Source organism: Caulobacter sp. SRI_008, assembly GCF_057586355.1.
On the sequence record NZ_JBYCZS010000013.1, the window covers coordinates 97467 to 122188 of the forward strand.

The 24722-nt window shown below is 67.0% G+C and carries 28 protein-coding genes; 12 read left to right on the forward strand and 16 right to left on the reverse strand.

What is annotated here, in order from left to right:
* Entirely contained in the window at positions 1-1686 is a 1686-nt protein-coding gene (locus AC2YHT_RS13460) for a bifunctional 3-(3-hydroxy-phenyl)propionate/3-hydroxycinnamic acid hydroxylase (RefSeq protein ID WP_487290301.1), read from the forward strand.
* Here the strand turns inward: AC2YHT_RS13460 and AC2YHT_RS13465 are convergent.
* Entirely contained in the window at positions 1607-2425 is an 819-nt protein-coding gene (locus AC2YHT_RS13465) for an IclR family transcriptional regulator (protein WP_487290302.1), read from the reverse strand. The two genes, AC2YHT_RS13460 and AC2YHT_RS13465, sit on opposite strands and share 80 nt — an antisense overlap.
* 311 nt (positions 2426-2736) lie before the next feature.
* Here AC2YHT_RS13465 and AC2YHT_RS13470 point away from each other — a divergent pair, with 311 nt between their 5' ends.
* Entirely contained in the window at positions 2737-2976 is a 240-nt protein-coding gene (locus tag AC2YHT_RS13470) for a hypothetical protein (RefSeq protein WP_487290303.1), read from the forward strand.
* Positions 2977-3023: 47 nt separating this feature from the next.
* Here the strand turns inward: AC2YHT_RS13470 and AC2YHT_RS13475 are convergent, their stop codons facing one another.
* The 4 genes from AC2YHT_RS13475 to AC2YHT_RS13490 form a co-directional block, all read right to left on the reverse strand.
* Positions 3024-4418 carry a PIN domain-containing protein gene (locus tag AC2YHT_RS13475; protein WP_487290304.1) on the reverse strand — a complete coding sequence of 465 codons (1395 nt, stop codon included), beginning with the start codon at positions 4416-4418 and terminating at the stop codon, positions 3024-3026.
* A gap of 2 nt (positions 4419-4420) precedes the next feature.
* The gene (locus AC2YHT_RS13480; protein WP_487290305.1) at positions 4421-4747 is read right to left on the reverse strand and encodes a hypothetical protein; all 327 of its coding nucleotides are present in this window, start codon (positions 4745-4747) and stop codon (positions 4421-4423) included.
* Positions 4748-5767: 1020 nt separating this feature from the next.
* On the reverse strand, positions 5768-7102 hold the full coding sequence (locus tag AC2YHT_RS13485) for a HAMP domain-containing sensor histidine kinase (protein WP_487290306.1): 1335 nt from the start codon (positions 7100-7102) through the stop codon (positions 5768-5770).
* Positions 7102-7821 carry a response regulator gene (locus tag AC2YHT_RS13490; protein WP_487290357.1) on the reverse strand — a complete coding sequence of 240 codons (720 nt, stop codon included), beginning with the start codon at positions 7819-7821 and terminating at the stop codon, positions 7102-7104. Before AC2YHT_RS13490 ends, AC2YHT_RS13485 begins: the two co-directional genes overlap by 1 nt.
* Positions 7822-7976: 155 nt before the next feature.
* On the opposite strand from AC2YHT_RS13490, the gene AC2YHT_RS13495 reads away from it, so the two are divergent.
* From AC2YHT_RS13495 to AC2YHT_RS13505, 3 genes are all read left to right on the forward strand, one after another.
* Positions 7977-8378: a hypothetical protein gene (locus tag AC2YHT_RS13495; protein WP_487290307.1), complete on the forward strand. Its 402-nt coding sequence runs from the start codon at positions 7977-7979 to the stop codon at positions 8376-8378.
* Positions 8379-8440: 62 nt separating this feature from the next.
* The gene (locus tag AC2YHT_RS13500; protein WP_487290308.1) at positions 8441-9364 is read left to right on the forward strand and encodes an alpha/beta hydrolase; all 924 of its coding nucleotides are present in this window, start codon (positions 8441-8443) and stop codon (positions 9362-9364) included.
* 260 nt (positions 9365-9624) lie between these two features.
* Complete coding sequence (locus AC2YHT_RS13505; RefSeq protein ID WP_487290309.1) at positions 9625-10068, forward strand: VOC family protein; 444 nt, start codon at positions 9625-9627, stop codon at positions 10066-10068.
* A gap of 3 nt (positions 10069-10071) precedes the next feature.
* Here AC2YHT_RS13505 and AC2YHT_RS13510 read toward each other — a convergent pair whose 3' ends face one another.
* Positions 10072-10386, reverse strand: a complete 315-nt coding sequence (locus AC2YHT_RS13510) for a helix-turn-helix domain-containing protein (protein WP_487290310.1) — start codon at positions 10384-10386, stop codon at positions 10072-10074.
* A gap of 65 nt (positions 10387-10451) precedes the next feature.
* On the opposite strand from AC2YHT_RS13510, the gene AC2YHT_RS13515 reads away from it, so the two are divergent.
* From AC2YHT_RS13515 to nhaA, 3 genes are all read left to right on the forward strand, one after another.
* Positions 10452-10811: a VOC family protein gene (locus AC2YHT_RS13515; protein WP_487290311.1), complete on the forward strand. Its 360-nt coding sequence runs from the start codon at positions 10452-10454 to the stop codon at positions 10809-10811.
* Positions 10812-11043: 232 nt separating this feature from the next.
* Complete coding sequence (locus AC2YHT_RS13520) at positions 11044-12828, forward strand: SLC13 family permease (RefSeq protein ID WP_487290312.1); 1785 nt, start codon at positions 11044-11046, stop codon at positions 12826-12828.
* Positions 12829-13049: 221 nt separating this feature from the next.
* A complete protein-coding gene (gene nhaA / locus AC2YHT_RS13525) occupies positions 13050-14258 on the forward strand; it encodes a Na+/H+ antiporter NhaA (protein WP_487290313.1) in 1209 nt (402 codons plus the stop codon).
* A gap of 21 nt (positions 14259-14279) precedes the next feature.
* Here the strand turns inward: nhaA and AC2YHT_RS13530 are convergent, their stop codons facing one another.
* A complete protein-coding gene (locus AC2YHT_RS13530) occupies positions 14280-14759 on the reverse strand; it encodes a MarR family winged helix-turn-helix transcriptional regulator (RefSeq protein ID WP_487290314.1) in 480 nt (159 codons plus the stop codon).
* A 204-nt stretch (positions 14760-14963) separates the two neighbouring features.
* On the opposite strand from AC2YHT_RS13530, the gene AC2YHT_RS13535 reads away from it, so the two are divergent.
* Together AC2YHT_RS13535 and AC2YHT_RS13540 are read left to right on the forward strand one after the other, a co-directional pair.
* On the forward strand, positions 14964-16325 hold the full coding sequence (locus tag AC2YHT_RS13535; protein ID WP_487290315.1) for a chloride channel protein: 1362 nt from the start codon (positions 14964-14966) through the stop codon (positions 16323-16325).
* Entirely contained in the window at positions 16322-16564 is a 243-nt protein-coding gene (locus AC2YHT_RS13540) for a hypothetical protein (RefSeq protein ID WP_487290316.1), read from the forward strand. The genes AC2YHT_RS13535 and AC2YHT_RS13540 overlap by 4 nt, the downstream gene beginning before the upstream one ends.
* 158 nt (positions 16565-16722) lie before the next feature.
* Here the strand turns inward: AC2YHT_RS13540 and AC2YHT_RS13545 are convergent, their stop codons facing one another.
* The 7 genes from AC2YHT_RS13545 to AC2YHT_RS13575 all read right to left on the reverse strand — a co-directional run bounded on the left by AC2YHT_RS13545 (position 16723) and on the right by AC2YHT_RS13575 (position 20959).
* Complete coding sequence (locus AC2YHT_RS13545) at positions 16723-17016, reverse strand: YciI family protein (RefSeq protein WP_487290317.1); 294 nt, start codon at positions 17014-17016, stop codon at positions 16723-16725.
* Positions 17017-17024: 8 nt separating this feature from the next.
* Positions 17025-17621, reverse strand: coding sequence for a TetR/AcrR family transcriptional regulator (locus AC2YHT_RS13550; protein ID WP_487290318.1), 597 nt, complete (start codon positions 17619-17621; stop codon positions 17025-17027).
* A 153-nt stretch (positions 17622-17774) separates the two neighbouring features.
* Complete coding sequence (locus AC2YHT_RS13555) at positions 17775-18542, reverse strand: HvfC/BufC N-terminal domain-containing protein (protein WP_487290319.1); 768 nt, start codon at positions 18540-18542, stop codon at positions 17775-17777.
* Positions 18539-19372: an MNIO family bufferin maturase gene (bufB, locus tag AC2YHT_RS13560; protein ID WP_487290320.1), complete on the reverse strand. Its 834-nt coding sequence runs from the start codon at positions 19370-19372 to the stop codon at positions 18539-18541. Before bufB ends, AC2YHT_RS13555 begins: the two co-directional genes overlap by 4 nt.
* A gap of 57 nt (positions 19373-19429) precedes the next feature.
* The gene (gene bufA2, locus AC2YHT_RS13565) at positions 19430-19699 is read right to left on the reverse strand and encodes a BufA2 family periplasmic bufferin-type metallophore (protein ID WP_487290321.1); all 270 of its coding nucleotides are present in this window, start codon (positions 19697-19699) and stop codon (positions 19430-19432) included.
* Between the two features lie 82 nt (positions 19700-19781).
* Positions 19782-20423, reverse strand: a complete 642-nt coding sequence (locus tag AC2YHT_RS13570; RefSeq protein WP_487290322.1) for a DUF1109 domain-containing protein — start codon at positions 20421-20423, stop codon at positions 19782-19784.
* Positions 20420-20959, reverse strand: coding sequence for a sigma-70 family RNA polymerase sigma factor (locus AC2YHT_RS13575; RefSeq protein WP_487290323.1), 540 nt, complete (start codon positions 20957-20959; stop codon positions 20420-20422). The genes AC2YHT_RS13570 and AC2YHT_RS13575 overlap by 4 nt, the downstream gene beginning before the upstream one ends.
* Before the next feature lie 206 nt (positions 20960-21165).
* Here AC2YHT_RS13575 and AC2YHT_RS13580 point away from each other — a divergent pair, with 206 nt between their 5' ends.
* Together AC2YHT_RS13580 and AC2YHT_RS13585 are read left to right on the forward strand one after the other, a co-directional pair.
* Positions 21166-21435, forward strand: a complete 270-nt coding sequence (locus tag AC2YHT_RS13580; RefSeq protein WP_487290324.1) for a BufA1 family periplasmic bufferin-type metallophore — start codon at positions 21166-21168, stop codon at positions 21433-21435.
* A gap of 81 nt (positions 21436-21516) precedes the next feature.
* Entirely contained in the window at positions 21517-21981 is a 465-nt protein-coding gene (locus tag AC2YHT_RS13585) for a DoxX family protein (RefSeq protein ID WP_487290325.1), read from the forward strand.
* Positions 21982-22079: 98 nt separating this feature from the next.
* Here AC2YHT_RS13585 and AC2YHT_RS13590 read toward each other — a convergent pair whose 3' ends face one another.
* On the reverse strand, positions 22080-23834 hold the full coding sequence (locus tag AC2YHT_RS13590; protein ID WP_487290326.1) for a sensor histidine kinase: 1755 nt from the start codon (positions 23832-23834) through the stop codon (positions 22080-22082).
* Positions 23834-24718: a response regulator gene (locus tag AC2YHT_RS13595; protein WP_487290327.1), complete on the reverse strand. Its 885-nt coding sequence runs from the start codon at positions 24716-24718 to the stop codon at positions 23834-23836. Before AC2YHT_RS13595 ends, AC2YHT_RS13590 begins: the two co-directional genes overlap by 1 nt.
* Between the last annotated feature and the right edge of the window lie 4 nt (positions 24719-24722).

Here is a 24722-nt window from a genome sequence, read left to right on the forward strand (position 1 = left end):
ATGGTCCAGGCGAGCCGCTCGGGCGCCAAGGGCCGCCCGAGCCGACCCGAGCACTATCCGGTCGTGATTATCGGGGCCGGCCCGACGGGCCTGACCATCGCCAATCTGCTGGGCGTCTATGGCGTGCGCGCCCTCGTCGTTGAGCGCAACGCCAGCACCGTTTCTGAACCGCGGGCGGTGTCCATTGACGATGAGTCCCTGCGGACGATGCAGGCGGCGGGACTCATCGACACCATCCTGCCCACGGTGGTGCCGGGCTACGGATCGGAGTACCGCACGCCCGGCGGCCGTTGCTTCTTGAAGGTCAATCCCACGGGCAGTCCCTATGGGTACCCGCGGCGCAACGCTTTCCGTCAGCCGACCTTGGAGGCGCAGTTACGCGTGGGCCTGGCGCGCTTCGCGCACGTCGAGACCCGGTTCAACACGGCGTTGGAAGACTTCTCCCAAGACAACACAGGTGTGGCTCTAAGTTTGCGCACCGCGGACGGCGAACGCTGCGAGGTGACAACCGACTTTCTCGTCGGGGCCGACGGGGCCAGCAGCCTGGTGCGTGGAAAGCTTGGGCTGCAGTTGGAGGGAGAGACGTTCGCCGAGAAATGGCTGATCGTCGATCTCGAACAGTCGCCCTGCTTAAGCCGCGAGACGCAGGTCTACTGCGATGTCCGCCGCCCTTGCATCGCCCTGCCAGGACCAGACCTGACCCGGCGCTATGAGTTCAAATTGCTTCCGGGCGAGACGAGCGAGCAGGTCTTGGATCCCGCCAGGATACAAAAGCTTCTGCATGACTACGGCGCCCATCCTAAGAGCGTGATCAAGCGCAAGACCGTCTACACCTTCCACGCCCGGTTGGCGCCGCAATGGTCGCGCGGACGCGTCTTCCTGGCCGGAGACGCCTGCCATCTGACGCCGCCATTCGCGGGTCAGGGCATGAACAGCGGTATTCGCGATGCGCATAATCTGGCTTGGAAGCTGGCCTGGGTGGTGTTGGGCCGCGCCCAGCCGGGACTGTTGGACAGCTATGAGCGCGAACGACGAGATCATGTCGGCGCGATGATCCAGCTGGCCTTGCGCATGGGTCGGATCATGGGGCCCAAAACCCAGTGGCACGGACGGGCGACACAGGCGGCCTTTACCGCCTTAAGTCTGTGGCCCGCCGCCCGCGACTACTTTGCTCAGATGAAGTACAAACCCAAGCCGCGCTTCAGCGCCGGCTTTGTCGTGCCTGACGATCAAGCGACCAAGGAAACGCCGGTCGGACGCCTTCTGCCACAGCCGCTGGTCGTCGACGAGGCCGGGCGCCGAATGCTTCTGGACACTTGGTTGGGCGATGGCTTCGCCCTCGTCGGGGTGAACGTGGAGCCTCGCGTCCTGGAGGCCATAGCCGCCCTCCCGGCGATCGAACAGTTGTCTCCCAAATTGATCCACCTGGGGCCCAGGTCCGACACGGCCGGCTGGCAGGGCGTCAAGGAGCTGGAGGCCAAGCCCGATAGCCTGGGCCGCCTGTGCGAGGGGCGGGTGCTGCTGATCCGACCGGACCGCTACGTCGCCGGTGCGTTCCGCCCTGACGAAGCTTTGGGCTTTGCCGAACGTCTTCAAGCGTTGACCGCTACGCCATCACCGAGTCCGCCGGCGAAGCCTGGTCGCTCGCGGGGTTTGAGACCGACGGCGGCGAGGCATGCTGTTTGAGGGTCTGGGTCACGGTCCGGCCAGCGCGCCGGACCTTCTCGACCCAATCGCCTTGCGCTGTGCTGTCAATCTCGGCGCGCACCAGCACCACGCCGATGCTGGCCAGAATGTCGCCGTCAGGCCCGAACACCGGGGCGGAAATCCCCAGCAGGCCCTCGTCCAACTCGCCCTCCGTCACACAGACCTCAGCCTTGCGAAGGGCCCGCGTCTTGACCTTGAACGCCTCCCAGTCCGCTCCCATTCCGGCGGAGCTGGCCGCCTCGACCTCGTCCTCGAAATAGGGCCGGACGGCGCGCGCGCTCAAGTGGGCGGCTATCACCTTTGAGGCTGCGCCCCGGAAAAGAGGCATGGGTCGCCCGCGCTCATAACTGATCGCCAACCCTTTGCCTGGGCGGTCGGCCTGATCGACGCAGATCACGGTCCGGCGATAAATGCGGCACAGCAGACTGACGCCCGAAATAGTCGGGTCATCGATCAGCGCGCGCATGCTGGGCTGAGCCGCGCGGATCAGGGGGTCGAAATGGCGCGCCTGGCGGTCAAGCTCGATGATCGCTGGCCCGATGACATAGCGGCCAGCCGTGAAGTTCACGATCAGACCCGCCTCGGTCAGGCTGCGAAAGTAGCGATAGGCCGTACTTGTCGGGATTTGCAGACGCAAAGCGGCGGCTTCGACCGTCCAGTCAGGCTCGGTCATGGTGAAAAGCTGCAGCACGGAAAGCACGCGATCGGCGGTCGTCAATTGGCCTGTCTCCTCCCTTCAGCCCTTAGCATAGTTGGCCGACCCTGGGAGGAGTCGCAAAGGCGTTGGGCCATCACCGGCTCGACCAGTAGGCCTGCGCCGCGCGCCTGGGCGTTGATCCTGGACCACCACGCTCAGGAGCGCCTCGGTGACCAGGGGGCTACCGGCCGAGCCTACAAAGCCCTCGATGGCATCGACGGTCCCGGGCAGCCGACGCCGGCCGGGTCCGTCGGCGAGAAGACGCTGGCCATGGGCGGGTTGCGCGGCTAGATCGCGGCGGCGGCCGATGACCAAGCTGTACGGATTTCCACGTGTTCAAGACCACCCACGCCGAGGCCCTGACAACGGCCCGTCGCCTGTTGCGAGGCTATGCCGGCGCCCCAGAACCACGTCGCCAGATCCAGCAGTTCTACAGCGCCTTGGTTCATGCCGAAGGCTGGACGAAGGCGCAGGAGCAACTGATCCTGACCTTCGGCGCCTGGTTGCAGGACCATCCGGCGCTCGGCGAGCTCAAGCCCAAGGCCGAAGCCTTGCTACAAAAGCTGGCCTGAGCTGGGGCGGGCATTCGTATCCTGCCTTTGCGTCGGCTCGGGCAGGCTCAATTGTGCATCAGGATGTCCGCGATCGCTTCGGGAAGCGTCGCCAGGACACGCGGGTCCGTCCACGTGACTTCGACCACCTTCACCGTGATCAACGTCTGCGCGGTGATCGCGCCGGGCAAGTTGGTGGCGCTGACCTCGACCCGCAGATCCCCGGTCGCGCTGTCGTCCGCGATGCCCATCCACACGTTCTGCTGGAACGTCCTCAGCGCTCGAAATTCCTCGCAGAGGCGTGAGGCGGTCGCCTGCTTCCCGTCAGGCCGATCCTGCCAATAGAACGCCACCGGATCGCGTGGGCCGTGATGGATTTGCGGGATGACAGCGCGTCGGTTGGCCGCCATGCCGGCGCCCAGACCAAACAGGGATCCCGGTTCGGGCGGGCGTGGCGCCTTGGGCTGCTCGAAACGGCCCATCTTCAGATCGAGCGGGGTGTCGCCATAGAACACGATCCCTTCGGGCGCATGAAGCGAAACCAACACCCGGGCCGCTGTCAGGGTCGAGGTGTTGTGCAGATCAAGTTCGATTTGCCGTAGGCGCGAGCGCGCTGCGACCCAGCGGTGTAGGCGCTCGAAGTAGGTGAGGGCCGCGCGCTCATAGGCCGCGTAGCTGGCGTCGTACTCATTGCGTTGGCCCTGGGTGTAGCGCTGGCGGGCCAAGGGCAGGGTGTAGACTGACGAGGGCAGTTCCGCCAAGGCGTCCTTGGGGTGGCGGGCGGTCAGGACCTCTGCCAACCAGGCGCACTGTTGCGCATCCAGGGGCGGAGGCGAAAGCACGTCCCAATCGATCGTCTTCGCACCGCCAGCGACGCCCAGGACCAATGTCGGCCACTGGGCTTTGGCCTCGACCAGGGCGCGCTCGAGCCGGGCGATCTCCTTGTCGCGCTCATCGGCCTGACGCGGCAGCAGCCAGTCCTCGGGCGGCTTGCGGCAGGGAAGGCCCAACATCCGCCCCCGGATAAGTGGGGCGTGATCATAGGTCAGCAGCAGCTTGTCGCCAGCCACGTCCTCGGTCTTGGCGCTCAAGACGATCTGGTCGTCGGCGCTGGATGGGTCGAGTTCCGGATGATCCTCCCAGGCCAATCGCCCGCCGACCCCGGCCCGAAGGGTCACCCGCGGCGCGGCATCTCGCAAGACGGTGACGAAGCTATCGTCGTGGCCGGCCGCCGCGATGACCTTCAGCGCCTTTCGGGCACGGTCGCTGCGACGTCGATTGGGGCTGTCCTTGAAGGTGTCGAGCTCGCGGATCACCGGGAACGATACAGCGACTTGCACATGCTGGACGCCGGGCGCGACCGTCCGCCAGTCGACGTCGGAAAGCTCCCGCAGCTGCAAAAAGCAGTTGGTGTCGACATAGACAGTGAGGTCGATCGGCGCGGCTTCGTCGGAATGCGCCATGGCTAGTAAGCGCAATCCGGGCCTGGACGGCGCACGCCCTCGACCGCTAGGCGGCCCAACGCGACATCCCCGCCACGCGCCGTTAGGGACACCACGCGCAGCGCCTTCTCGTAGCGAATGGTGATCAGGCCCAGTCGCTCCAGATCATCGAGACGGTCGCGCAGGGTTTGCCGATCAGCCGTAAGTCCCACAGCCTCCAGGTACAGACCTGCCAGTTCCTCATTGCCGATATAGGCGCTTGACCCTTCAAGCCAGCGAACCAGCGCGAGGTTTTGTTCGGCCGCGCGAAGGGCCTCGATCGAAATGACGCTGTTGGGCAGGGCGGACATGACGGAACTCCGAGAACCGCAGCATGCGCCGAGTCGAGCCGCGGCCCAGCCGCTACTGGGTCCAACAGGCCAGCCCTCTGGAAGCGAAAAACTAGAATGGGATTCGTGCTATCGTTTTGGACGTTTCTTGCCCTTGTCGCGCCTTGGCGTACGAACGGGGGGAATATCGTAGGAATAGTTCTCACGCATCTCCAACAGAGGGCGCCAACATTTTCCGAGAACTGTTTTCTTTTTAAAATCAATGGCTTGAAGTATTTTCGTTTCAATTGAAACGGCTTTGCGACCCGCCGTTGCCTTCATAAGTATCTGTTTTCATTGGCCATATTGTGGTTCGAGTCCAGCAGGGTGGTAAGGCGCTTATGACCTGGTCCTGACGTATCTACCCACCCGCAAATGCGACATTCTGGGACAGAAGAAGAGGGCGGTCCTCCTCACCGAGTTCGTCGCGTTGGGCTCGCCGTGGACCGCTTCGGGACCTCCAACGCGACCAAAAACCGGTACCGGTCACCGTCTCTCCAGTAAGTACGCCCCGAGCCGAACGAGAGCGCCTTCCAAGCTTGTCCCTCGACGGCCTTTCGCCACCGGCCAAGCGCCGAAGGGCCGGAAAATCCAAGCTCGCGCGCCAGGTCGCCAGCGCTCGCCTTCGCTCCAACACCTTGCTGGACAAGCGACTCCCGCCGCACCTGGGTGAGCAAGGCGGAATAGCTGCCGCCCTCGATCATCAGCCTCCGATGAAGCGTCCGCCGATCTATTGATAGGCGAGCCGCGACGGCTTCCGCGGAGCAAAGCCCCTTCGGAAGAAACTCACGGATGAGCGACACCACGGTCGGGCCCAATGCTGGGCGGCCAGTTTTGACGCGAGATTTCGTCATCGCGACGATCCCTGAGGCGCTCCCCAAAATGTCCCAAATTGTTCGCTCCAATGTCCCAAAGCGTCAATTGGCCAGATCGGACCCCGGGAGGGGGGCTCGACAGCCAACGTCGATCCCTGGCGTTGGATCGACAGCCTGGTCTCGTGATCTATGCCGTCGGCAACACCACCGTCGCCGACAGCCCGCCACCGTTGCGGTTGGCTAGGACAAGTCGGCCGCCATGCGCCTTGGCCAAGGCCTGGACGATCGACAGACCCAAGCCCGCCCCGCCGGTGTCCCGGTTGCGCGAAGCCTCGCCGCGCTCGAACGGGGCGGCGATGCGGGCCAGCGCCGCGTCGGGCAGGCCGGGGCCGCGGTCCAGCACCGCGACGCGCGCCTCGCCATCGACGAGTTCAGCCATGAGCGTCACCGCTCCGCCGTAGGCGACGGCGTTGTCCACGAGGTTGTTAAGCATCCGCCGCAGCGCGACCGGCGAGACCTGGGCGGTCATCGGCGCACCGGGCGACAGCGTCAGATCCTGGCCCATCTCGGCACGCAGGGCCACCAGGGTCTCCAGCTCGCGGCGCACCTCCACGGGCCGCGCGCCTCCGCCGCGTCCGGCCTCCTGGCGCGCGAACAATAGGGTGTCGTCGAGGAGCTGGGACATCTCGAAGAGGTCCTTGACCGCCCTGGTCCGCTGCTCGGGATCGGCGATGAACTCGGCCCGCAGGGTCAGGCGGGTCAGGTAGGTGCGCAGGTCGTGGGCGATGGCGGCAAGCATGCGCGTGCGCTCGTCGACCAGGCCGCGGATGCGCCCGCGCATGGTGTTGAAGGCGCCCGATAGCTCGCGGATCTCGCGCGGCCCGCTTTGGGGCAGCGGCGCGGCGTCCAGGTCATCGCCAAACCGCGCCACGGCCTGGGCCAGGCTCGCGACCGGTCGTGTCGTTTGGTGCACGGCCATCATGATCATCATCAGGGTCACCGCCAGCAGGGCGGCGCAGGCCAGGGTGATGCGGCCCAGATAGCGCCGCGCCGCCTCGGGCGCGCGGCGACGCAGGGTCAGGACCGATCCATCCTCCAGCCGCACCGACAGGCGCAGGGCTGCACGGCCGGGCATGTATCCGTCGCGCAAGCGTCCGCCGCGCCGCACCTCGATGCGCCAGTCACGCTCTCCCAGAGCTAGGGCGTAGGCGGCATAGCCCGGATCGTGGGCGTCTGCCGGGCGGGCCCGGCGCAGGGGGGCGGGGAAGTCCGCGGCGAGGCTGGCCCGGATCACCCCGGTGTCCAGCGCCTTCATCACGGCCGGGCGAGCTGACGGCGGCGAGGCGTCCAGGGCCTCAACCATGGCCATCGCCTCGGCCGGCTGCGGCAGCTGGTAGAAGCGCACACCGCCGCCGTTGTCCGAAGGCCAGATCAGCAGGACCGCGCCCAGAACCAGCAGGACCGTCAGTCCCGTCAGCAGGATGGCGGCGATGCGCCAGGAGAGGTTGTCGAGCAGCGCCATCAGAGACGCTCGACCGGCGCACTGAACAGATAACCGCCGCCGCGCACCGTCTTGATCAGCCCTTCGCCGCCGGCGCCTGAGGCCAGCTTGCGACGCAGGCGCCCCAGCAGGACGTCGATCGAACGGTCGAAAGGACTGGCGCTGCGACCGCGCGTCCAGTCGAGCAGTTGATCGCGGCTCAGCACCCGCTGGGCATGGCGCAAGAAGGCCATCAGGAGGTCGTGCTCGCCGCCCGTCAGGGCCACCGGCTGGCCCCGCGCATCGACGAGATCGCGGCTCGCCGAGTCCAGCCGCCAGCCGGCGAAGCCGTAGACCTCGCCCGGCGGTGCGGCGGCCACGTGATGGACCTGGCGCGTGCGCCGCAGAATGGCGCGGACGCGCGCCAGGAGCTCGCGCGGATTGTAGGGCTTTGCCAGGTAGTCATCGGCGCCGATCTCCAGGCCGATGACCCGGTCGATGTCGTCGCCCTTGGCCGTGACCATCAAGATCGCCACGTCGCCCACGGCCCGCAGGCGGCGGCACAATGACAGGCCGTCCTCGCCGGGCATCATGATGTCCAGCAGCACCAGGTCGACCCGGCGGCGGGCGGCCAGGCGGTCAAAGGCGGCGGCGTCCTCGCAGCCCACGGCCTCCCAGCCCTCGCGGCGCAAGAGGCCCAACGTCAGGTCGCGGATCTCGGCGTCGTCCTCGACGACCGCGATCAGGGTGTTGTCGATCATGTCGAAAGCCTTGCCCGAGGCGGGCGGCGCGGAAAAGGCCGCGTGGGCCACGATTACATTTCGATACGTTTCGTCGACGGCGAAACATCAAGGAGAACCCTGTCACGTGGTTTCTGTCGGGCGACGAGGGACGTCACTCCACCGACGGAGACACTATGCGTAAGTCCGTTCTTGCCGCCGGCCTGTCCGCCGCGGCCCTGTTCATCTCAATCGCCCCCGCCGCGGAGGCTGGCCAGCACGGTCGCACCGTGCGCGTCCAAGGCGCCTCTGGTCGCGGCTATGTCCACGACCGCAACGTCAATCGCCAGCCGGGCGCTGTCTCGGTGTCGCGCGGGACCCAGACCAACAGCGGCTACGGTTTGGCCAGCCAGCGCAGCGCCAACTGGGGCGACGGCGCGTATTCGGGCGGGGCCAGCCGCACGTTCAACAACGGCGCCTCGGCCAGCCGAGCGACCAGCGTCGTCAACAACGGCGACGGCTCGTACAGCTACAACGCTAGCCGCACCGGCTATGACGGCGACATCCGTTCGGTCAGCGGCACGGTCAGCCGTCCCTGATCGCAACCAGGGCCGGCGTGAGCCCCCGCGCCGGCCCGCCTTCCCCTTCGAAGAGATCGCCCGTGAAGAAGGCCCATCTGCTCACCATGAGCCTGGCCGCCGCCCTTGCCATGACCAGCGCCGCCGACGCCCAGATCGGACTGCGCGGCAAGATGCGCGAGCTTATGATGCAGCGCCTGCAGGCGAAAAAAGCCGAGGAGGAGCGTCCGATCGACCTCCAGGCCATCCTGCCCGGCGCCCGCAAGCTGACGGCGTCCTACGGCGCCGACCCGGCCCAGGCTGTGGACGTCTACGTCCCGCCGGGCGCTTTGCGCGACGCGCCCGTGATCGTCATGGTCCACGGCGGAGCCTGGAAGATCGGCGATAAGGCCAATACCGGCTCGGTCGAGAACAAGCTGCGGCGCTGGCTGCCCCGCGGTTATGTTTTTGTCAGCGTCAACTATCGCATGCTGCCCCAGGCCATGGCCTATGCGCAGGCTCAGGACGTCGCCGCCGCCCTGCGCTGGACCCAGGCTCACGCCGCTGATTGGGGAGGTAGCGACCGCAAGCTGATCCTGATGGGCCATTCGGCCGGAGCGCATATCGTCGCGCTCCTGTCGTCCAAGCCCGAAATGGTCGGCGGGCCCTGGGCGGGAACGGTGGTGCTGGACTCCGCGGCGATGAAGATCTCCAAGACCATGGCCGGCCGCCATCCCAAGTTCTACGACGAGGCTTTCGGCGATGATCCCGCCAGCTGGGCGCAGGCTTCGCCTATGGACCAGTGGACGCCCTCGGCCGTGCCGATGATGCTGGTCTGCTCGACCAAGCGTCCCGACAAGCCCTGCGACGACGCCCGCACCTTCCAGGCCCTGGCCAAGCGCGCGGGCGTGCCGATGCCGGTCCTGCCCCAGCCCCTTACCCACGCGAACATCAACCGCACCCTGGGCCTGCCCGGCGACTACACCGACGCTGTGGACGGGTTCATCCAAGAGCGGCTAGGCCGCTGAGGCTGGTCGGCTTGTGGAGAGAGAGCGGCCGACTGCCCGTGCAGCGTCGAAATTCCGCTTTCCGGCAATGGGCTAACGTCGGCTAATTGGCGCGGGCCAGCCGATCCGCGTCCTGGCCTATAGCAGCTCATCTTGATGCGAAGCCATCGCTCATCAACGGTTACTATAGCAGTTGTTGCGCTAGTGGGCGCTTTGGTCTGCCCGATCTACAACCGTCGGGTAGGCGGAAACCCGCGGCGAACCTGAGGGGAGCGGCATGTATGAAAGTGCTATTGAGACTACTTTTTCCGATCGCCATTGCGCTTGCCTGGCAGGGGACGGTCATGGCTGAGCCGGTCGGCCGTGTCACCGGCATTGGTGGCGTGTTCGTCAAGAGCAAGAATCCCAAAGCTCTGGCCAGCTGGTATCGCGATGTCCTTGGTTTGGATGTCGCCGCCTGGGGCGGTGCGGCGCTCCCATACGATGCGCCTGGCCACCCTCCCAAGATCTCATGGATGGCCTTCCCACAGAGCTCTGATCACATGGCGCCGTCAACGCGCGAGTTCATGGTCAACTTCGCCGTGGATGACATGGATGCGATCATCGCTCGGCTGCGAGCGCTGAACGTCACTATTTTGAAGCGCGACGACGACAACGCCTTCGGCCGGTTCGCCTGGGTGCAGGACCCAGACGGCACGCTGGTTGAGTTGTGGCAGCCAAATTGAGCCTCACGAGCAGGGTGCGCGCTCGGCTGCACGCCGCCAGGGGGACAAAACCTCATAGCGCGTCACCTCGGTCGCGCCGGATCGGATGGGGCGTATCAATTCTCGTCCCGCAAGATGGATCAACGCGGCCTGTACACTGCGCTTTGACAGGCCGGTCCGTTCCGCCAACTGGGCATGACTGAGGCGGGGACGGCTGTCGCCGAGGGCCGCCAAGGCTAGGTAGACCAAAAATGCGGAGGCCCGGTGATCGTGACCCACCAGGTCGCGCATGAGGGTGTCGAGGACGTATGCGTCCAGCGTGTACTGCTTGTCGCTCATCGCACCAGCCAGTACCACGCCGGTTTGTGGTCGCAAGTTGACGGCCCGTGGCGCGGAACCGGCTCGTGATCAAGAAACTCAACTATGTTGGAATTCCGACCAGAGATCAGGAGCGAGCCCTAGCCTTTTGGACCGGCGTGATGGGGTTCATCATCACCACCGATCGCCCGCTGGGTGACAGACGCTGGATCGAACTCTCCATTCCGGGCGCGCAAACCGGGATCTTGCTGTTTACGCCGGAAGGTCACGAAGACAGAGTTGGCACCTTTTTTAACGGCTCCTTTGGCTGTGACAGCGTGCAGTACGCGTACGAGCGCCTACTTGAAAAGGGCGTAACCTTTTTAGGCCCGCCTGAATTAAAGCCGTTCCCTCATGTCTATTTTCAGGATCCCGATGGGAATACGTTCTTTCTATCAAGCCGATGATGGATCGTCGTTGGAATAGGGAAGCCTTAGCCTGAGGTACCCGCTTCTCGCCTGGAAGTTGCGCTCGTTTGGCGCCGAATGACCCAAGGTCCGCAACCGGCGCGACCTGGTCAAAAACTTGAGCGGGCTGAGACGTGGGCGGGTGCGACCGTGAACAGCTGTTGAACAGAACGGTGGCTGCCCCGTTTTAGCCCTGGGTCAGGCTTGCGGCCTGGGTTTGGGGCGACGACGCGTGACCGTGCAACAGGGACTGTCCTTTGGCCTGATCGGCGCGACCGTGCTGTGCTTCATCTGGGGACGGTGGCGCTACGACCTGATCGCCCTGGGCGCGCTCGCCGTCGGCGTGGTGTCCGGACTGATCCCGATCAAGTCGGCCTTCGACGGCTTTTCCAACGACATCGTGGTGATCATCGCCAGCGCCCTGGTTCTGAGCGCCGCCATCGCGCGTTCGGGCCTGGTCGACACCCTGATGGCGCCGCTGCTGCCGCACCTGAAGGACGAGCGCAGCCAGGTCCCGGTGCTGGCGTCGGTCACCACGGTGCTGTCGATGGCCACCAAGAACGTCGGAGCCCTGGCCCTGATGATGCCCTCGGCCCTGCGCATCGCCCGAAACACCGGCGTATCTCCGGGCCGCCTGCTGATGCCGATGTCGTTCGGCTCGCTGGTCGGGGGCCTCGCCGTTCTGGTCGGCACCTCGCCCAACATCATCGTCTCTGAGGTGCGGCAGGAGGCGCTGGGCAAGCCGTTCAGGATGTTCGACTTCATGCCTGTGGGCGGGACCCTGGCGGTTCTGGCCATTGTCTATCTGGCCTTCGCTTATCGCCTGCTGCCCAAGGGACGGACCGCGGCCATCGACATCGACGCGGCCCTGGCCGCCAACGCCTATGTCACCGAGGTGGAAATCCCTGAAGGCTGGAGCTTCGAGCGCTCGCGGGTGGGCGACCTGCAGAGGGCGGCGGGGGAGGCGGTCGTCGTCGTGGCCCTGCTTCGCGGCCGCAAACGCATTGCATCTCCCCATCCCAATCGCAAAGTCTTGCCCGGCGATGTGTTGTTGCTGGAGGGTCAGCAACAGGCGCTGAACGAACTGATCGTCAAGGCCAGGCTCAAGCTCAGCGACGCCGACCGCCCGGTCGTCATGGACGAGCCCACCGACGAGGTTCGAGTGGTCGAGGCGGTCATCGGGGCGGAGTCCGATCTGATCGGCCAGAGCGCCCGGGGACTGACCCTCAACGACACCTATGGCGTGAACCTGCTCGGCGTCAGCCGGGCGGGCTATCGCATGGCCGGGCGCCTGGCGACTGTGAAGATGAAGGCCGGCGACATCCTGGTGCTGCAGGGCGCCGAACAGCTGCTGCCGACGGCCTTGCAGGCGCTGGGCTGCTTGCCCCTGGCCGAACGCGAGGTCCGCCTGGGCGGCTTTCGCCACGCCCTGTTGCCGACCGCCATCCTGACCGTGGCCATGCTGCTGGTGGCGTTTGGCGTCCTGCCGGTGGCCGGCGGCTTCTTCGCCGCCGCCGTGCTGGTGGTCGCCACCGGCGCGCTGCGGATGCGCGAGGCCTATGCGGCTCTGGATGCGCCGGTGCTGGTGCTGGTCGCCGCCCTGATCCCGGTCAGCGACACCGTGCAGGCCAGCGGCGGCACTGACCTGATCGCCGGCTGGCTGTCGGGCGCGTTCCACGGTCTTCCGCCGCTTCTCACCTTGACAGCGATGATGGCGGTGGCCATGGCCGCTACACCGTTCCTGAACAATGCCGCCACCGTGCTGATTGTCGCGCCGATCGGCCTGGGCCTGGCTAAGCACCTGGGCCTCAGCCCCGATCCCTTCCTGATGGCCGTGGCGGTGGGGGCCGGCTGTGATTTCCTCACGCCCGTCGGCCATCAGTGCAACACCCTGGTGCTGGGTCCGGGCGGCTATCGGTTCGGCGACTACGCCAGGCTCGGCGCGCCGCTGACCGTCCTGATCCTGCTGGCGGCGCCCAGCCTCATCGCCTGGGTGTGGCCGTTCGTGGGGCGATGAGGTCTTCGCGTCCCGAGACGGGCGAGGGGTTTGTCTTGGTCCGAGGTTTTGCTATCTCGAAGGCAGAGATCGGGCCGCGCCGCGGCCGGGCTGGCGCCGTCGGGCGAACCCAGTCAGGCGTCCGTCGATAACCGGACGCCGCGTCGCAACCCCCGAGGGGCGCGGCGGATCTCGGTCGACGACATCCGCCATGCCTGGCTCGGCCGTCACGAGGACTGGCCATGATCCACAAGTTCGCCCGACGTTCGCTCACCGGTTTCAAGGCGTTCATCGCCAATGAGGCCGCCGGCGGGTATGTACTGATGGCCGCCGCGGCCCTGGCCCTGGTCGTGGCCAACTCGCCGCTGGCTGGCGGCTATTTCCGCGCGCTCGACCTGCACCTGGGCTTCGGCCTTGGCCCCGTGCGTCTGGAGGAGAGCCTCCTGCACTGGATCAACGACGGCCTTATGGCCCTGTTCTTCCTGCTCGTCGGGCTGGAGATCAAGCGTGAGGTCCTCGATGGGCAGTTGTCGCGTCCCGCCGATGTGCTCTTGCCGGGCGCCGCCGCCCTGGGCGGCGTCGTCTTGCCGGCCGCGATCTATCTGGCCTTCAATTTCAAGCACCCCGCCAGCGCTGCCGGATGGGCCATTCCGTCGGCCACGGACATCGCCTTCGCCCTCGGGGTTCTTGCCCTGCTGGGGCCGCGTGTCCCCACTTCGCTGAAGATCTTCCTGACCGCCATTGCCATCATGGACGATCTAGCGGCCATCGTGATCATCGCCCTGTTCTACACCGCCCAACTGCACCTGCTGGCCCTGGCCGGGGCGGGCGGCGTCCTGGTGGCGCTGATCGGGCTCAACCGCTTGAAGGTGATGAGCCTTTGGCCCTACCTGCTGCTGGGCGCGGTCCTCTGGTTCCTGGTGCTCAAGTCGGGAATCCACGCCACCCTGGCTGGCGTCGCCCTGGCCCTGACCCTGCCGCTGCGCGGCGGCAAGGCTTCGCCGCTGCACCGGCTGGAGCACGCCCTGCACAAGCCCGTCGCCTTCGGCGTCACGCCGATCTTCGGCTTCGCCAACGCCGGCCTGTCGTTCGCCGGGGTCGGACTTGCAGCTCTGCTCGATCCCGTGCCGCTGGGCGTGGCCCTGGGCCTCTTCGTCGGCAAGCAGCTGGGCGTGTTCGGTGTCGCCTTCGGCCTGATCAAGCTGGGCTGGGCCCGCCTGCCACGTGGCGCCTCGCTGGCCCAGCTCTACGGCGTGGCGGTGCTCTGCGGCGTCGGGTTCACCATGAGCCTGTTCATCGGCGGCCTGGCGTTCCAGGATCTGCGTCTGGTCGATGAGACCAAGATCGGCGTGCTTGCCGGATCACTGGCCTCGTCCCTGGCGGGAATGGCCATCCTGACCTGGGTCGCCCGGCGTCGGTCCGCCGCATCGGCCCGATCGGACGGCCAATAAAGTGTCGGATAGCTCGAGCTGTCAGGCCGGGCGGGCGCCGGCTCGTCGCGCCGTGGCGATGATCTCGGCCAGGATGTCGGCCCCGTCGTCGAGCCGGGCCAGATTGCGCCGCGAAATGGTTTCCAGGATCTGCGCGCCGCGGGGCCGCAGTTCCAGCACCACGCGGCGACGATCGGCCTCGGCGCTACGCCGCGCCACGAGGTCTTGCTCGACCAGCCGGGCCACGAGCTCGACCGTGCTGTGGTTCTTGATCAACAGGCTCTGAGCCAACTGCCCGATCGAGATCGGCTCCGGACCTGGGTGGGCCTTGATCGCCAGCAGGGCCTGATGCTGCTGGCTCGACAGGCCGTGGGCTCGCGCGCCGTCCTCGCTGAACGCCAGGAACTGCCGGATAGCCTGGCGAAACTCCGCCAGGGCGCGATAGTCCTGCGGCTGCAGGGCCGCCTCGTTTGCAATGGAGGCGGCAAGGGCTTCAGCGTGGGGCAGAGGGGATGCGGGCAAGGCGTACGATCCGGCGCCGCGCGGCTTGCGGCCTAGCCATGCTAGCACGCGAGCCCCGGGATCGACGCGATCAACGTCGGACCGGGGGAGGCGGCGCCTGACGCTTGACCAACCGGCGGCCGATCCGGTAGGCGAATATACATCGTGACACGATGTAATTTGAACCTTCGCTTCAGTTCGCGCCCGCCGACGGAACGCCTGTCCATGTCCTCGCCGCTGGAACGTCTCGAGCGCCAACGCAAGCTGGTGCGTCTGCGCGCCCGCCGCTCGCTGCGCACCGGCGCGGTCGTCGCCGCCGCCGTCGTCGCCGGCGGCGCGGCGGTGGGATTCGCCAAGCTTTGCGACGAGGCGATGGACGTCCATGCGCGGCTGATCGCCGGCCGGGCCTGGCTGGGGCCGGTCCTGCTCGTCGTCGGCTTGCCGCTGTGCGTGGCGTTGATGCGCCGTCTGGCGCCGGCGGCGGCCGGCAGCGGCATCCCGCAGGTGATCGCGGCCGGCGAGATCGGGCGCGGCCGAGGCCTGGACGGCGAGAAGATCCACGACGCCCGGGTCTCGCTTCGCACCGCCTTGGTCAAGATCGCCCTGGCCGCCCTGCTGCTGGTTTGCGGCGGCTCGATCGGCCGCGAGGGCCCCACCGTGCAGGTGGTCGCCGCGGTGATGGTGTTCCTGACCGGATGGCTGCGGGGCGGGCCGGGGCGGCGTACCCTTCTGATCGCCGGCGGCGCGGCGGGCGTCTCGGCCGCCTTCAACACCCCCATCGCCGGCATCGTCTTCGCCGTCGAGGAACTGGCGCGCGGGTTCGACAAGCGCGCCAACACCGTCGTCATCCTGGCCGTGGTCTCCGCGGGCGTGGCCGCCTTCGCCTTGGGGGGAAACTATGCCTATTTCGGCAATATGTCGGGTTCGGCAGGCTGGAACGCGTGGATCAGCGCGGCTCTGATCGGCGTGGCCTCGGGCCTGGTGGGCGGCCTTTTTTCCCGGCTGATGGCCGCCGTGCTGGTCGGAGACAATCCGGTACGACGCTGGAAGGATGCGAGGCCTGTCGGTTTCGCCGCGCTTTGCGGCTTGGCGGCGGTGGGGGCGGCCTTGGCCAGCGGCGGGGCGACCTATGGCGCGGGGTACAGTGAGGCCAAGTCGCTGCTGTTTGGCGGGTTTGCGTCCGGCGGGACCCTCGCGGCGGGCAAGTGGGTGGCGACCCTGGCCGCCGCGGCCAGTGGCGCGCCGGGCGGGATCTTCGCGCCGTCTCTGGCGACCGGCGCGGGCCTGGGCGCGCTTTTTGCGCACCTGGCGCCGTGGGCGGGCGGCCGCGAGGCCGTCACCCTGGGCATGGCCGGCTATCTGGCCGGCGTGGTTCAGGCGCCTTTGACCAGCGCGGTGATCCTGATGGAGATGACACGTGATCCGGGCCTAGTCGGCCCGCTGCTGCTTTGCACCCTCGTCGCACGCCGATGCTCGGAGGCGATTTCACCAACGCCGCTCTATCACGCCCTGGCCAGGGCCTGGACCCGTCCGCGCCGGCGCGCAGGGGCGCAACCAACGCCCGAGGTTCCGGGGCCCGGACGGTGAGGATCCTCGACCTGGCGCGCCGCCTGCTGTCGGTCAGCGCGCTGCTCGTGATCGGCGGACTCGCCGTCAGCGTCCTCACACATGACGCCTGGCTCATCGTCGGGCACGCCGCGGGCGCGCTCAGCGGGGTGATCGCCCTGATCGCTGTCGCCTTGCTGCTGACGGCCGGCTATCGCCGTTTAAAGGCGAAAGGCAAAACACGCGGGCAGGCCGCACCGGCTCCGCCGTGCGAGCCGTAGCTTACGGGGCTGAGGCAGGCGACAGATCCTTGCCTGAGCGTGGCTTGGGATGATCCTTCAGATCACCGACCAGCGCCTTCATCCGCGAAATCTCGCGGACCTGGGTGGTGAGGATGCCGCCATGAACAACATCATTGTGGCGACCAAACCGAAGCGTCTCAGCCAGGCGGTGATTTCAGGAAAGTCAGGCGCTCGTCCGTCCTGGCCGGGACGACCTCCACGACCTCCGCGGTCACGACGCCTTCCACGACGAACGGGTCCTCCTGGACGCGCCTATCGACCTCATCCCGCGTCGCGCCATGGGCGAGGATCATGCCACCGACGCCGGCCTGCAGGCTTCCGACCAGCACGAAAACTCCATCTTCGAAGCCCTGCCTGATCCAGGCGTTATGACTATCCATCAGAGATGGCGCGCAGCTTTTGTCGGCGAAACGCAGAGTGATCACGAACATCGTGTTTCCTACACGCAAAGGGAAGGAGGTTGGACGGGGGCGGAAATCCGCGCGTCGAGCCAGGCGTTCAGATTGGCGACCTCGAGGCGGATGAGGGCCTCGTCCTTGAAGGCCGTGGCGAGCGTGGCCACGCCTTGGCTGCGCATCAGCACGTGCATGGCCAGCGCGTCCGCCTCTTGCGCTTGTCCGAGGGCTTCAAACTGCAGCTTCAGCCAATCCCGAAAGAGTCTGAAGAGGCCCGCGCTAGCCGGCAGGGCCGAGTGATCCAGCTTGGAAAGCTCAACGCAAAGCGCACCGACGGGACAACCGTGCGCCATGATCTTGGTCTGGTTGACGACGAGGATCGCAATGAAGCTTCGGATACGATCGGCGGGGTGCGCACTTTGGCCTTCCCAGGCCTGGAGCATTGCCGAGGTGTTGATCAAGCGTAGCGCGATCACCGCATCGAGGATCTCGTCCTTGGTTCTGAAGTGATAATAGAAATTGCCTCTCGAAAGGCCTGTGGCGGATGCAATGTCGCCAAACGAGGTGGCTTCAAAACCGCGCTCGTAAAACAAGCGATCGGCCGCCTCCACAATCTGTTTGCGCGTATCAGCGGCCGACATCCGAGCCTCCATCATCAAACGTCACCATAGGTCAAGCGACCTAGATGTCTAGGGCAATCGTCCTAGGGCGCCTATGCGACAGGCATAGAAATTGTCAGCGGCGGTTTCCGCTGCTCCCGGGCAGGCCAGCAAGATTCATCGCGAGTAGCGCCGTCAGGCATCATGCCGGACGTTGGTCGCTGTCACGCCGACGATCAGGCCGTCGCGGATCCATGCGCCCAGCCAGCCTCCGACGCGGTTGACGCCGTCGTCTCCGAAGCGGGCCTCTGCCTCCTGGCACAGCGCTGCGAAGGTCACGCCCGAACGGGCGGCGGCCAGGGCATGCTGCTCGTGCCGGTCGATCGTCCGCATGCGTGGGACCTCGCCCTGTCGCCAGATCAGGATCGCGTCGGCCTCGACCACGCGTTCGACCGCCGGCGGCTCGGCCTGGTCGGCCAGGGCCGACCAGATCGCTGCGGCATTGGTCGTCGGGCAGGCCATATCCAGGCTGGGAGTCAGGCGCAGCACGACGCGGTCCCAATCGATGTCGGTCAGATCCGTCGCGGACAGCGCGGCCCTGTCGGGCGCGATGAAGGCGCGGTCAAGGGCCTGTTCGATCCAGGCCAACTCCGCAACCTCGGGTTCATCGGGTAAGAGGGCGGCCAGGGTCTGCGGGAAGTCCTGTCCATAGGCGTCGAGGGTCCAGCTCAAGGGCGGGACGCGCTCGACATGGGTCGCCGCCGCGGCCGTGAACGCCTCGGCTCCGATCCAGGCGAGGGTGTGGACGAAGGTCGTTTCCAGGCATGCCAGCAGTTGGCTGCGATAGTTGTTCTGATAAACCTGCAGGCCTCGTACGGCCTCCTGGCCGATCCGGCCGGCGGCCGTTTCGTCGTCGGACGCGAGCCAGGCGCGCATGTCGCGCTGAAGGGCCAGGAGGCTCATGCGGCCCTCACGATCTCGCCCGCGGCGATCGCCCGCGCGGTTTCCACCTCGGCCAGCAGCTCGGCGAGCGGGGGGATGTCGTCGTCGCGCTCGATCATGGTCGCCACCGGACCAAGCTTGCGCGCCACATGCGCGTAGAGCCGCCACACCGAGTCCGGCACCGGCTGGTCGTGGGTGTCGATCAGCATCGCCTGGCCGCGGCTATGGCCGGCCAGGTGGATCTGGCGGACCCTGTCGAGCGGCAGTCCGTCGAGATAGGCGATCGGATCGAAGCCGTGGTTGCTGGCGCTGACGAACACGTTGTTGACGTCGAGCAGCAGCTGGCAGCCGCAGCGGGCGCAGATCGCCTCCAGGAACTGCCACTCGGTCATGTCGGCCGGCTGCAGGTCGACATAGGTCGACGGGTTTTCGATCAGCAGGGCGCGGCCCAGAACCGCCTGGGCGTGATCGATGTTGGCGCAGACGATGTCGAGCGCCTCGCGCGTATAGGGCAGGGGCAGAAGGTCGTGGGAATTGAATCCCTCGATACGCGACCAGCTCAGGTGATCGGAAACGAACAGCGGATCGATCTCGTCGATCAGGGCGCGCAGCCGTTCCAGGTAGCGCGGGTCCAGTCCGTCGGCCGATCCGAGCGACATCGACACGCCGTGCAGCGCCACCGGATAGCGGGCGCGTACCTGGCGCAGGATCCGCTTGGGGCACCCGCCCTCGACCATGAAGTTCTCCGAGATCACCTCGACGAAGTCGACGGGGACCTGGCGCTCCAGGAACTCGGCATAGTGCGGCTTGCGCAGGCCAAGCCCGAAGCCGGCGAACGGAACAACAGACATCAGGGCGCTCTCCGGAAAGAAGAACGGCCCGGCGACGGCGCGCCGGGCCGGGGGCGATCACTTCGGTTCGGTGGTGTCGCCGCCCGCCGCCTTGCAGGCCTTGAGCGTCATGGCCTTGAAGCCCTGGCCCTTGCAGTCGTTCTTGCCCTTGCAGTCGTTCTTGGCTGTCTTGCAGTCGGACGTGCCCTTGCAGCTGTTGATGCCGTAGCAGTGCACGACTTCGGCCTTGGCGCCCGCCTCGGTGGCGAAGACGGGGGTCGAGGCGGCGGCGACGGCCACCACGGCAGCAGCGGCGGCAAGGCTCAGGCCGGTGTAGGCGATGGTCATGTGAGGTCTCCGATTGAGGGTTCAGCCAGGCTGGCCCTATCCATTCGGCGCAGCGGGAGCGTCGGTTACAGGACGCTCGAAATTACCAGCGCAGCAGGCGCGGCCCCAGGACGGCGCCTGCGAGCGTCGTCAGCAGGATGCCAAGCGAGTACCAGGTCAGCACGAAGATCGCCGAGGTTTCGGGGCAGTGCAGGCAGTAGACGGTGGCGGCGAAGGCGCCGGCCGAAAGCCCGGCCGCCGCGCCCGCCGCGCGCAGCCGCGTCGGCGCCAGGCGCCGGAACGACCAAAGCAGGCCCGCGAAGATCGGCGCGGACAGCGCCAGGACACGCCAAGGGCAACTCTTCCAACTGTGGCCCAGCCACATGGCCAGCCAATCGCCGGGTGGCGTGCGCAGCATGTCGAAGGCGCTTACGCCCGCCAACAGCAGCACCGGGATCGCCAGCAGCCAAAGTCCGCGCAGCCTGACGCTGTCGGGGCGGGCCAGCTGCGCCGTCAGCACCAGAGCCGCCGCCGACAGCGACAGCGTGTAGCCCCACTTCATCCAGAACGTGAAGCCGCCCATCGCCGCGCCAAGGTCGGGGCGCAGGCCGCTCCAGATCGCCAGCAGGCCGCCCGAAACCAGCGCGCCCAGGACAAGCCCGATCAGAAGGCGGCGACCGACGGCGCCAGGGCGGACGGGGCGCACGTCTCCGGAGAGGCTGTTGATGAGGTCGTCGGTCTTCATCGCGCATCTCCGACGATGCGCACCATCAGGGCCTTCAGGCCCCGGTGCACCGACACCTTGGCGTCGGACTCGCCGATGCCGTCGGCCGCGGCCGCCTCAGCGATGCTGAGCCCGTCGATGCGCGTGGCGCGGATCATGCGCGCCTGCTTGGGCGGCAGCAACGCGAGCAGGCGTTCGATGTCCAATTGGGCGTTCACGCCGTCCTCGCTGTCTTCGGCCAGCAGCGTCTCTTCCAGGCCCTCGATCGGCCGCAGTCGGCCGGCGCGCCGGAAATGATCGATCATCTTGTAGCGTGCGATGGCGAACAGCCACGCGGTGAAGGGCCGGTTGCGATCGTAGCTGGCTCGCCGCGTGTGCGTCGCGATCAGGGTTTCCTGCACAAGGTCCTCGATATCGTCTTCGGATCCGCGAGCGCGGCGCCGATAGAAGCCTCGCAGCAGAGGAACGAGCAGGCGCAGCAGCGCGGCGTGGGCGGCGGCGTCGCCGTCCAACCCATCGATCATCAGGCTGCGCAAAACGTCCTCGTCCGCCCGCATTCATGCTCCTCGACAAGGGTTCGGCGAAGCTGGTCGGAAAGTTACAGCGGCATGATCCTATATTTTACGATCGCTGTAACGCGACGGCCGGTTCCTTCGAACTGACGATGAGACCCGGGCTTCTCCAGCCTCGTTCCGGGTCGGCGCAGGCCCCAACGCTTTTCCGTGGAGGTGATGCGCCGAGGCCCATTCGCAAGGAAAGACCGATGCGCACCACCCCTGCGGTCCTGGCCGCCACCCTCGCCCTCGCCGCCGCCGTGTCTCAGGCTGCCGCGACCGACGCAAAGCCCGCGATGGAGAAGTGCTACGGCGTGGCGCTGGCGGGCAAGAACGACTGCAAGGCCGGCGCTGGCACCAGCTGTGCGGGCACCGCCAAGGCCAACTACCAGGGCGACGCCTGGAAGCTGGTGAAGGCGGGAACCTGCACCAAGATCAAGACGCCCAAAGGCGCCGGCTCCCTGACGCCCAAGGTTTGATCCCGCAAGCCTTACCCTAGGGCTCGATCTGCGGCGGCCGGAGCCTGCGGGCTCCGGTCGCGCCACTTTCGGAGATTCTCGATGGTTTCTCTAATCGCGGTCCATGACCGTCTGGCGCGCGCCGCCGCCAGGCTGGCGCCCGACGCCTTGCTCCTGCTGCTCGCCCGCCTGGGCGCAGCCGCCGTCTTCTTCACCTCGGGCCGCACCAAGGTCGACGGGATCTTCCACATCACCGACGGGACGTACGCGCTCTTCCAGACCGAATACGCACTGCCGCTGGTTCCTCCCGCCGTGGCCGCCGTGGCGGCGACCGTGTCCGAACACGTCTTTTCGCTGCTGCTGGTCGCGGGGCTGTTCACTCGCCTGTCCGCTGCGGCTCTGCTCGGCATGACCCTGGTCATCGAGATCTTCGTCTATCCCGACGCCTGGCCCACCCATCTCAGCTGGGCGGCGATCCTCGTGCCTCTCATCGCCCGCGGAGGCGGTGACTGGTCTTTGGACGCGTTGATCGGTCGGGCGCACGCCAAAAGCGCTATCTCGTCGTAGTCACGCCAGAATACTGGGCGGTCAAAAATTAGCAGTCCGGCGCTTGAGGTCGTCTTTCTGCATACGCGCCAAACTCCGCTGCTAGCGCTCTTCGATCTTCAAGACGTGCGTTGGGCGGATCTCGCGCAGGCCAACGCAAGGTTAAAGTGGAAAGCCGCGCCCTCGGCGGTGTTGAGGACCGCCAAGCGCCCCTTCATGTCCGCGATGATGCCGTAGCTGATCGACAGGCCAAGACCGGTGCCTTCGCGGTCGGCCTTGGTCGTGAAGAACGGTTCGAAAATCTGGGGCAGGATGGCTTCGGGCACGCCGCCGGCGTTGTCGGCGATTTCGACATGGGCTCGCCCGCCGCGCGAAGCCACGGTCACGGTGACACGCGGCGTGGCGGGCGTGGTCGAGTTCAGGGCCGCGAAGGCGTTGGACAGGATGTTGGCGACGACCTGTTCGATCAGGATCGGATGGCCTTCGACCATCAATCCTTCCTCGACCGAAAGCTCCAGCTGATAACCCTTGATCCGCGCCGTTTCGCCGAAGAACTCGGAGGCGGACCGGACTGCGTCTCCCAGGTCGAACAGGCGGGCCTCGTCCTCCGGCTTGCGTCCGAAGATGCGCATGTGATCGATGATCCTGGCTGCGCGCTCGGTCTGGGCGGCGATCCGCCCAAGCTTCTCGCCCAGATATTCAGGAGTCGCCGTTCCTGCGTCCAGGCGCGCCGCGGCGTTCTCGGAGGTCAGGCGGATGACGTTGAGCGGCTGGTTCAGTTCGTGAGCTGCGGCGGTGGCCAGGCGGCCCAGCGTGGTCAGCTTCGCCGCGTGCAGCAGGCGGCGTTCGTCCTGGCGCTGGCGAGTCACGTCTTCATGGATGCCGATGAAGCCGCCGTCCGGCAGCCGGGTCCGCTGGACGGCGACGACCCTGTCGTCCGCCAGCGGGATTTCGAAAGCCAATGAAGGGCCTGGCCAATCGCGGCTCCGGCAGAGCGCTTCAAGACGCAGGCTATCAGGGGACGCCTCGGCCTGGGCGCCCACGTGCAGATCGACGAGCTCGTCCAGGGTGACGCCTTGAGTGACCGCTTCAGGGGGGAGGCCGACGAGGCTCGGGAAGGCATTGTTGGCCTCGACCAGTCGCCCCTCCGCATCGAAGATCACCACCCCCTGACCCATGTGATGGAAGGTCGAGGCCAGGGCCCTGCGTCGTTCGGCCAGATCGCGGTCGAGGCGGGCGTAGAGTTCGCCAAGGTGGGCGGCCATCGCGTTCATCGCTCGCGCCGCCGCGGCCAGCTCTGGCGGCCCGTCTTCTGGCAGCCGCTGCTCGAAGGCGCCCCGCGCCACGGCGTCCGCCGTGCGCCGCAGGGCGCTCAGACGACGGGTCAGCAGGCTTCCGAGCCACCACGACGCCGCAGCGGACAACGCGAGCAGACCGCATGCCGCCAGGGTCAGTCTAAGCCGAGCGCCAATGAGGATCTGTTCCAGGAAATCGCCCGAGGCCTGCACGGTCACCACGCCGACGGTGCGGCCCCGGTCGACGATCCGTGCGCTGGCGAGGATCGGTCGATGGGGGAGGTGCGCTGAGGTGGAAGCTTCGGCGAGCACGACCCCATCGGCGCGCGTCACCTTCAGGCGCAGGATGTCTCCCGAGCCCGCCAGGTCGCGCGTGAGAGCCTGGATCGTTTGGTTGTCGCCGGCCGCGACCGGCGCCTTCAGAGCTATCGCCGCCAGCCTGGCCTTGGCGTCGAATTCGGCGTGCATGCGCTCCTGGGCGGCCTGTTCGCCAAAGGTCAGCAGGATCGCCGCCAAAGCCGCCAACAACAGCGCCTCGATGGCCGCGACGCTCAGGATGAGGCGCGCCCGGAACGTCATCAGGAGCGCCCCGCCATGATCGCGGTGACCGCGCGGCCGGCCAGATCGCGACCGTCCTCGGTCAACTGCAGCATCGTCCGACGGCCATCCTCCGGGTCTTCGCGCCGCATGAGCAGGCCGCGCTCCTCCAGGGCGGCGATCCGGCGTAGTCCGGCGGACGTACTTGCGCCGGAGTCGAGCGCTACGCCGGTAGCGGCGGCCTCGCCCAAGCCCAGGTCCGCTTCGGCCATGGTCAGCAGGATCCGCCACTCGACGCCGTCCAGGCCAAGCTGGGACAGGATCCGATCCATTTGGCGCGCCTCCCGCAGAAGGCGGCGCACATTGACCGTCCGCCAGGCGCGATCCACGCCGGGCGAGGCGATTTCCTCGATGGACGAAGGCGTTGGCGTGGGCAGGTCCAGAAGGCAGGCTACCTGGCGGGCGGCGTTGGTGAACCCGTCCTCAAGCTTGCGAAACTGATCCAGCAGCGCGGCCCTGGAACCTCGATCGGCTTCGAGGTCGCGATAGCGCCGGGCGGCGTCCGTCATCGCGTTGAGCAGCTTGGCGCGCTCAATCGGCTTGGGCAGGTAGGCCGACACACCGTCTCGCATCGCCGCGTCCAGATCGTTGGACGCCGCCGCGCCCGAACAGAGCAGCGCCTGGACCGAGGCGGAGCGCTCGCCCGCGACCGTACGCAGCTCTCGCAGGAGCCTGAGGCCATCCATCTCGGGCAGATGAAGGTCGAGCACCAACACGGCGATCGCCGGCTCACGGCCCATGACCTCCAGGGCTTGGCCTGGGCTGGCGGCGTGGGTGATCCGGTAGCCGGAGTCGGCGAGGATTTCGCCGATGGCCTCGGCGCAGTCCGGATCATCCTCAACGATGAGCGCATTGAGCAATGTCATGGTC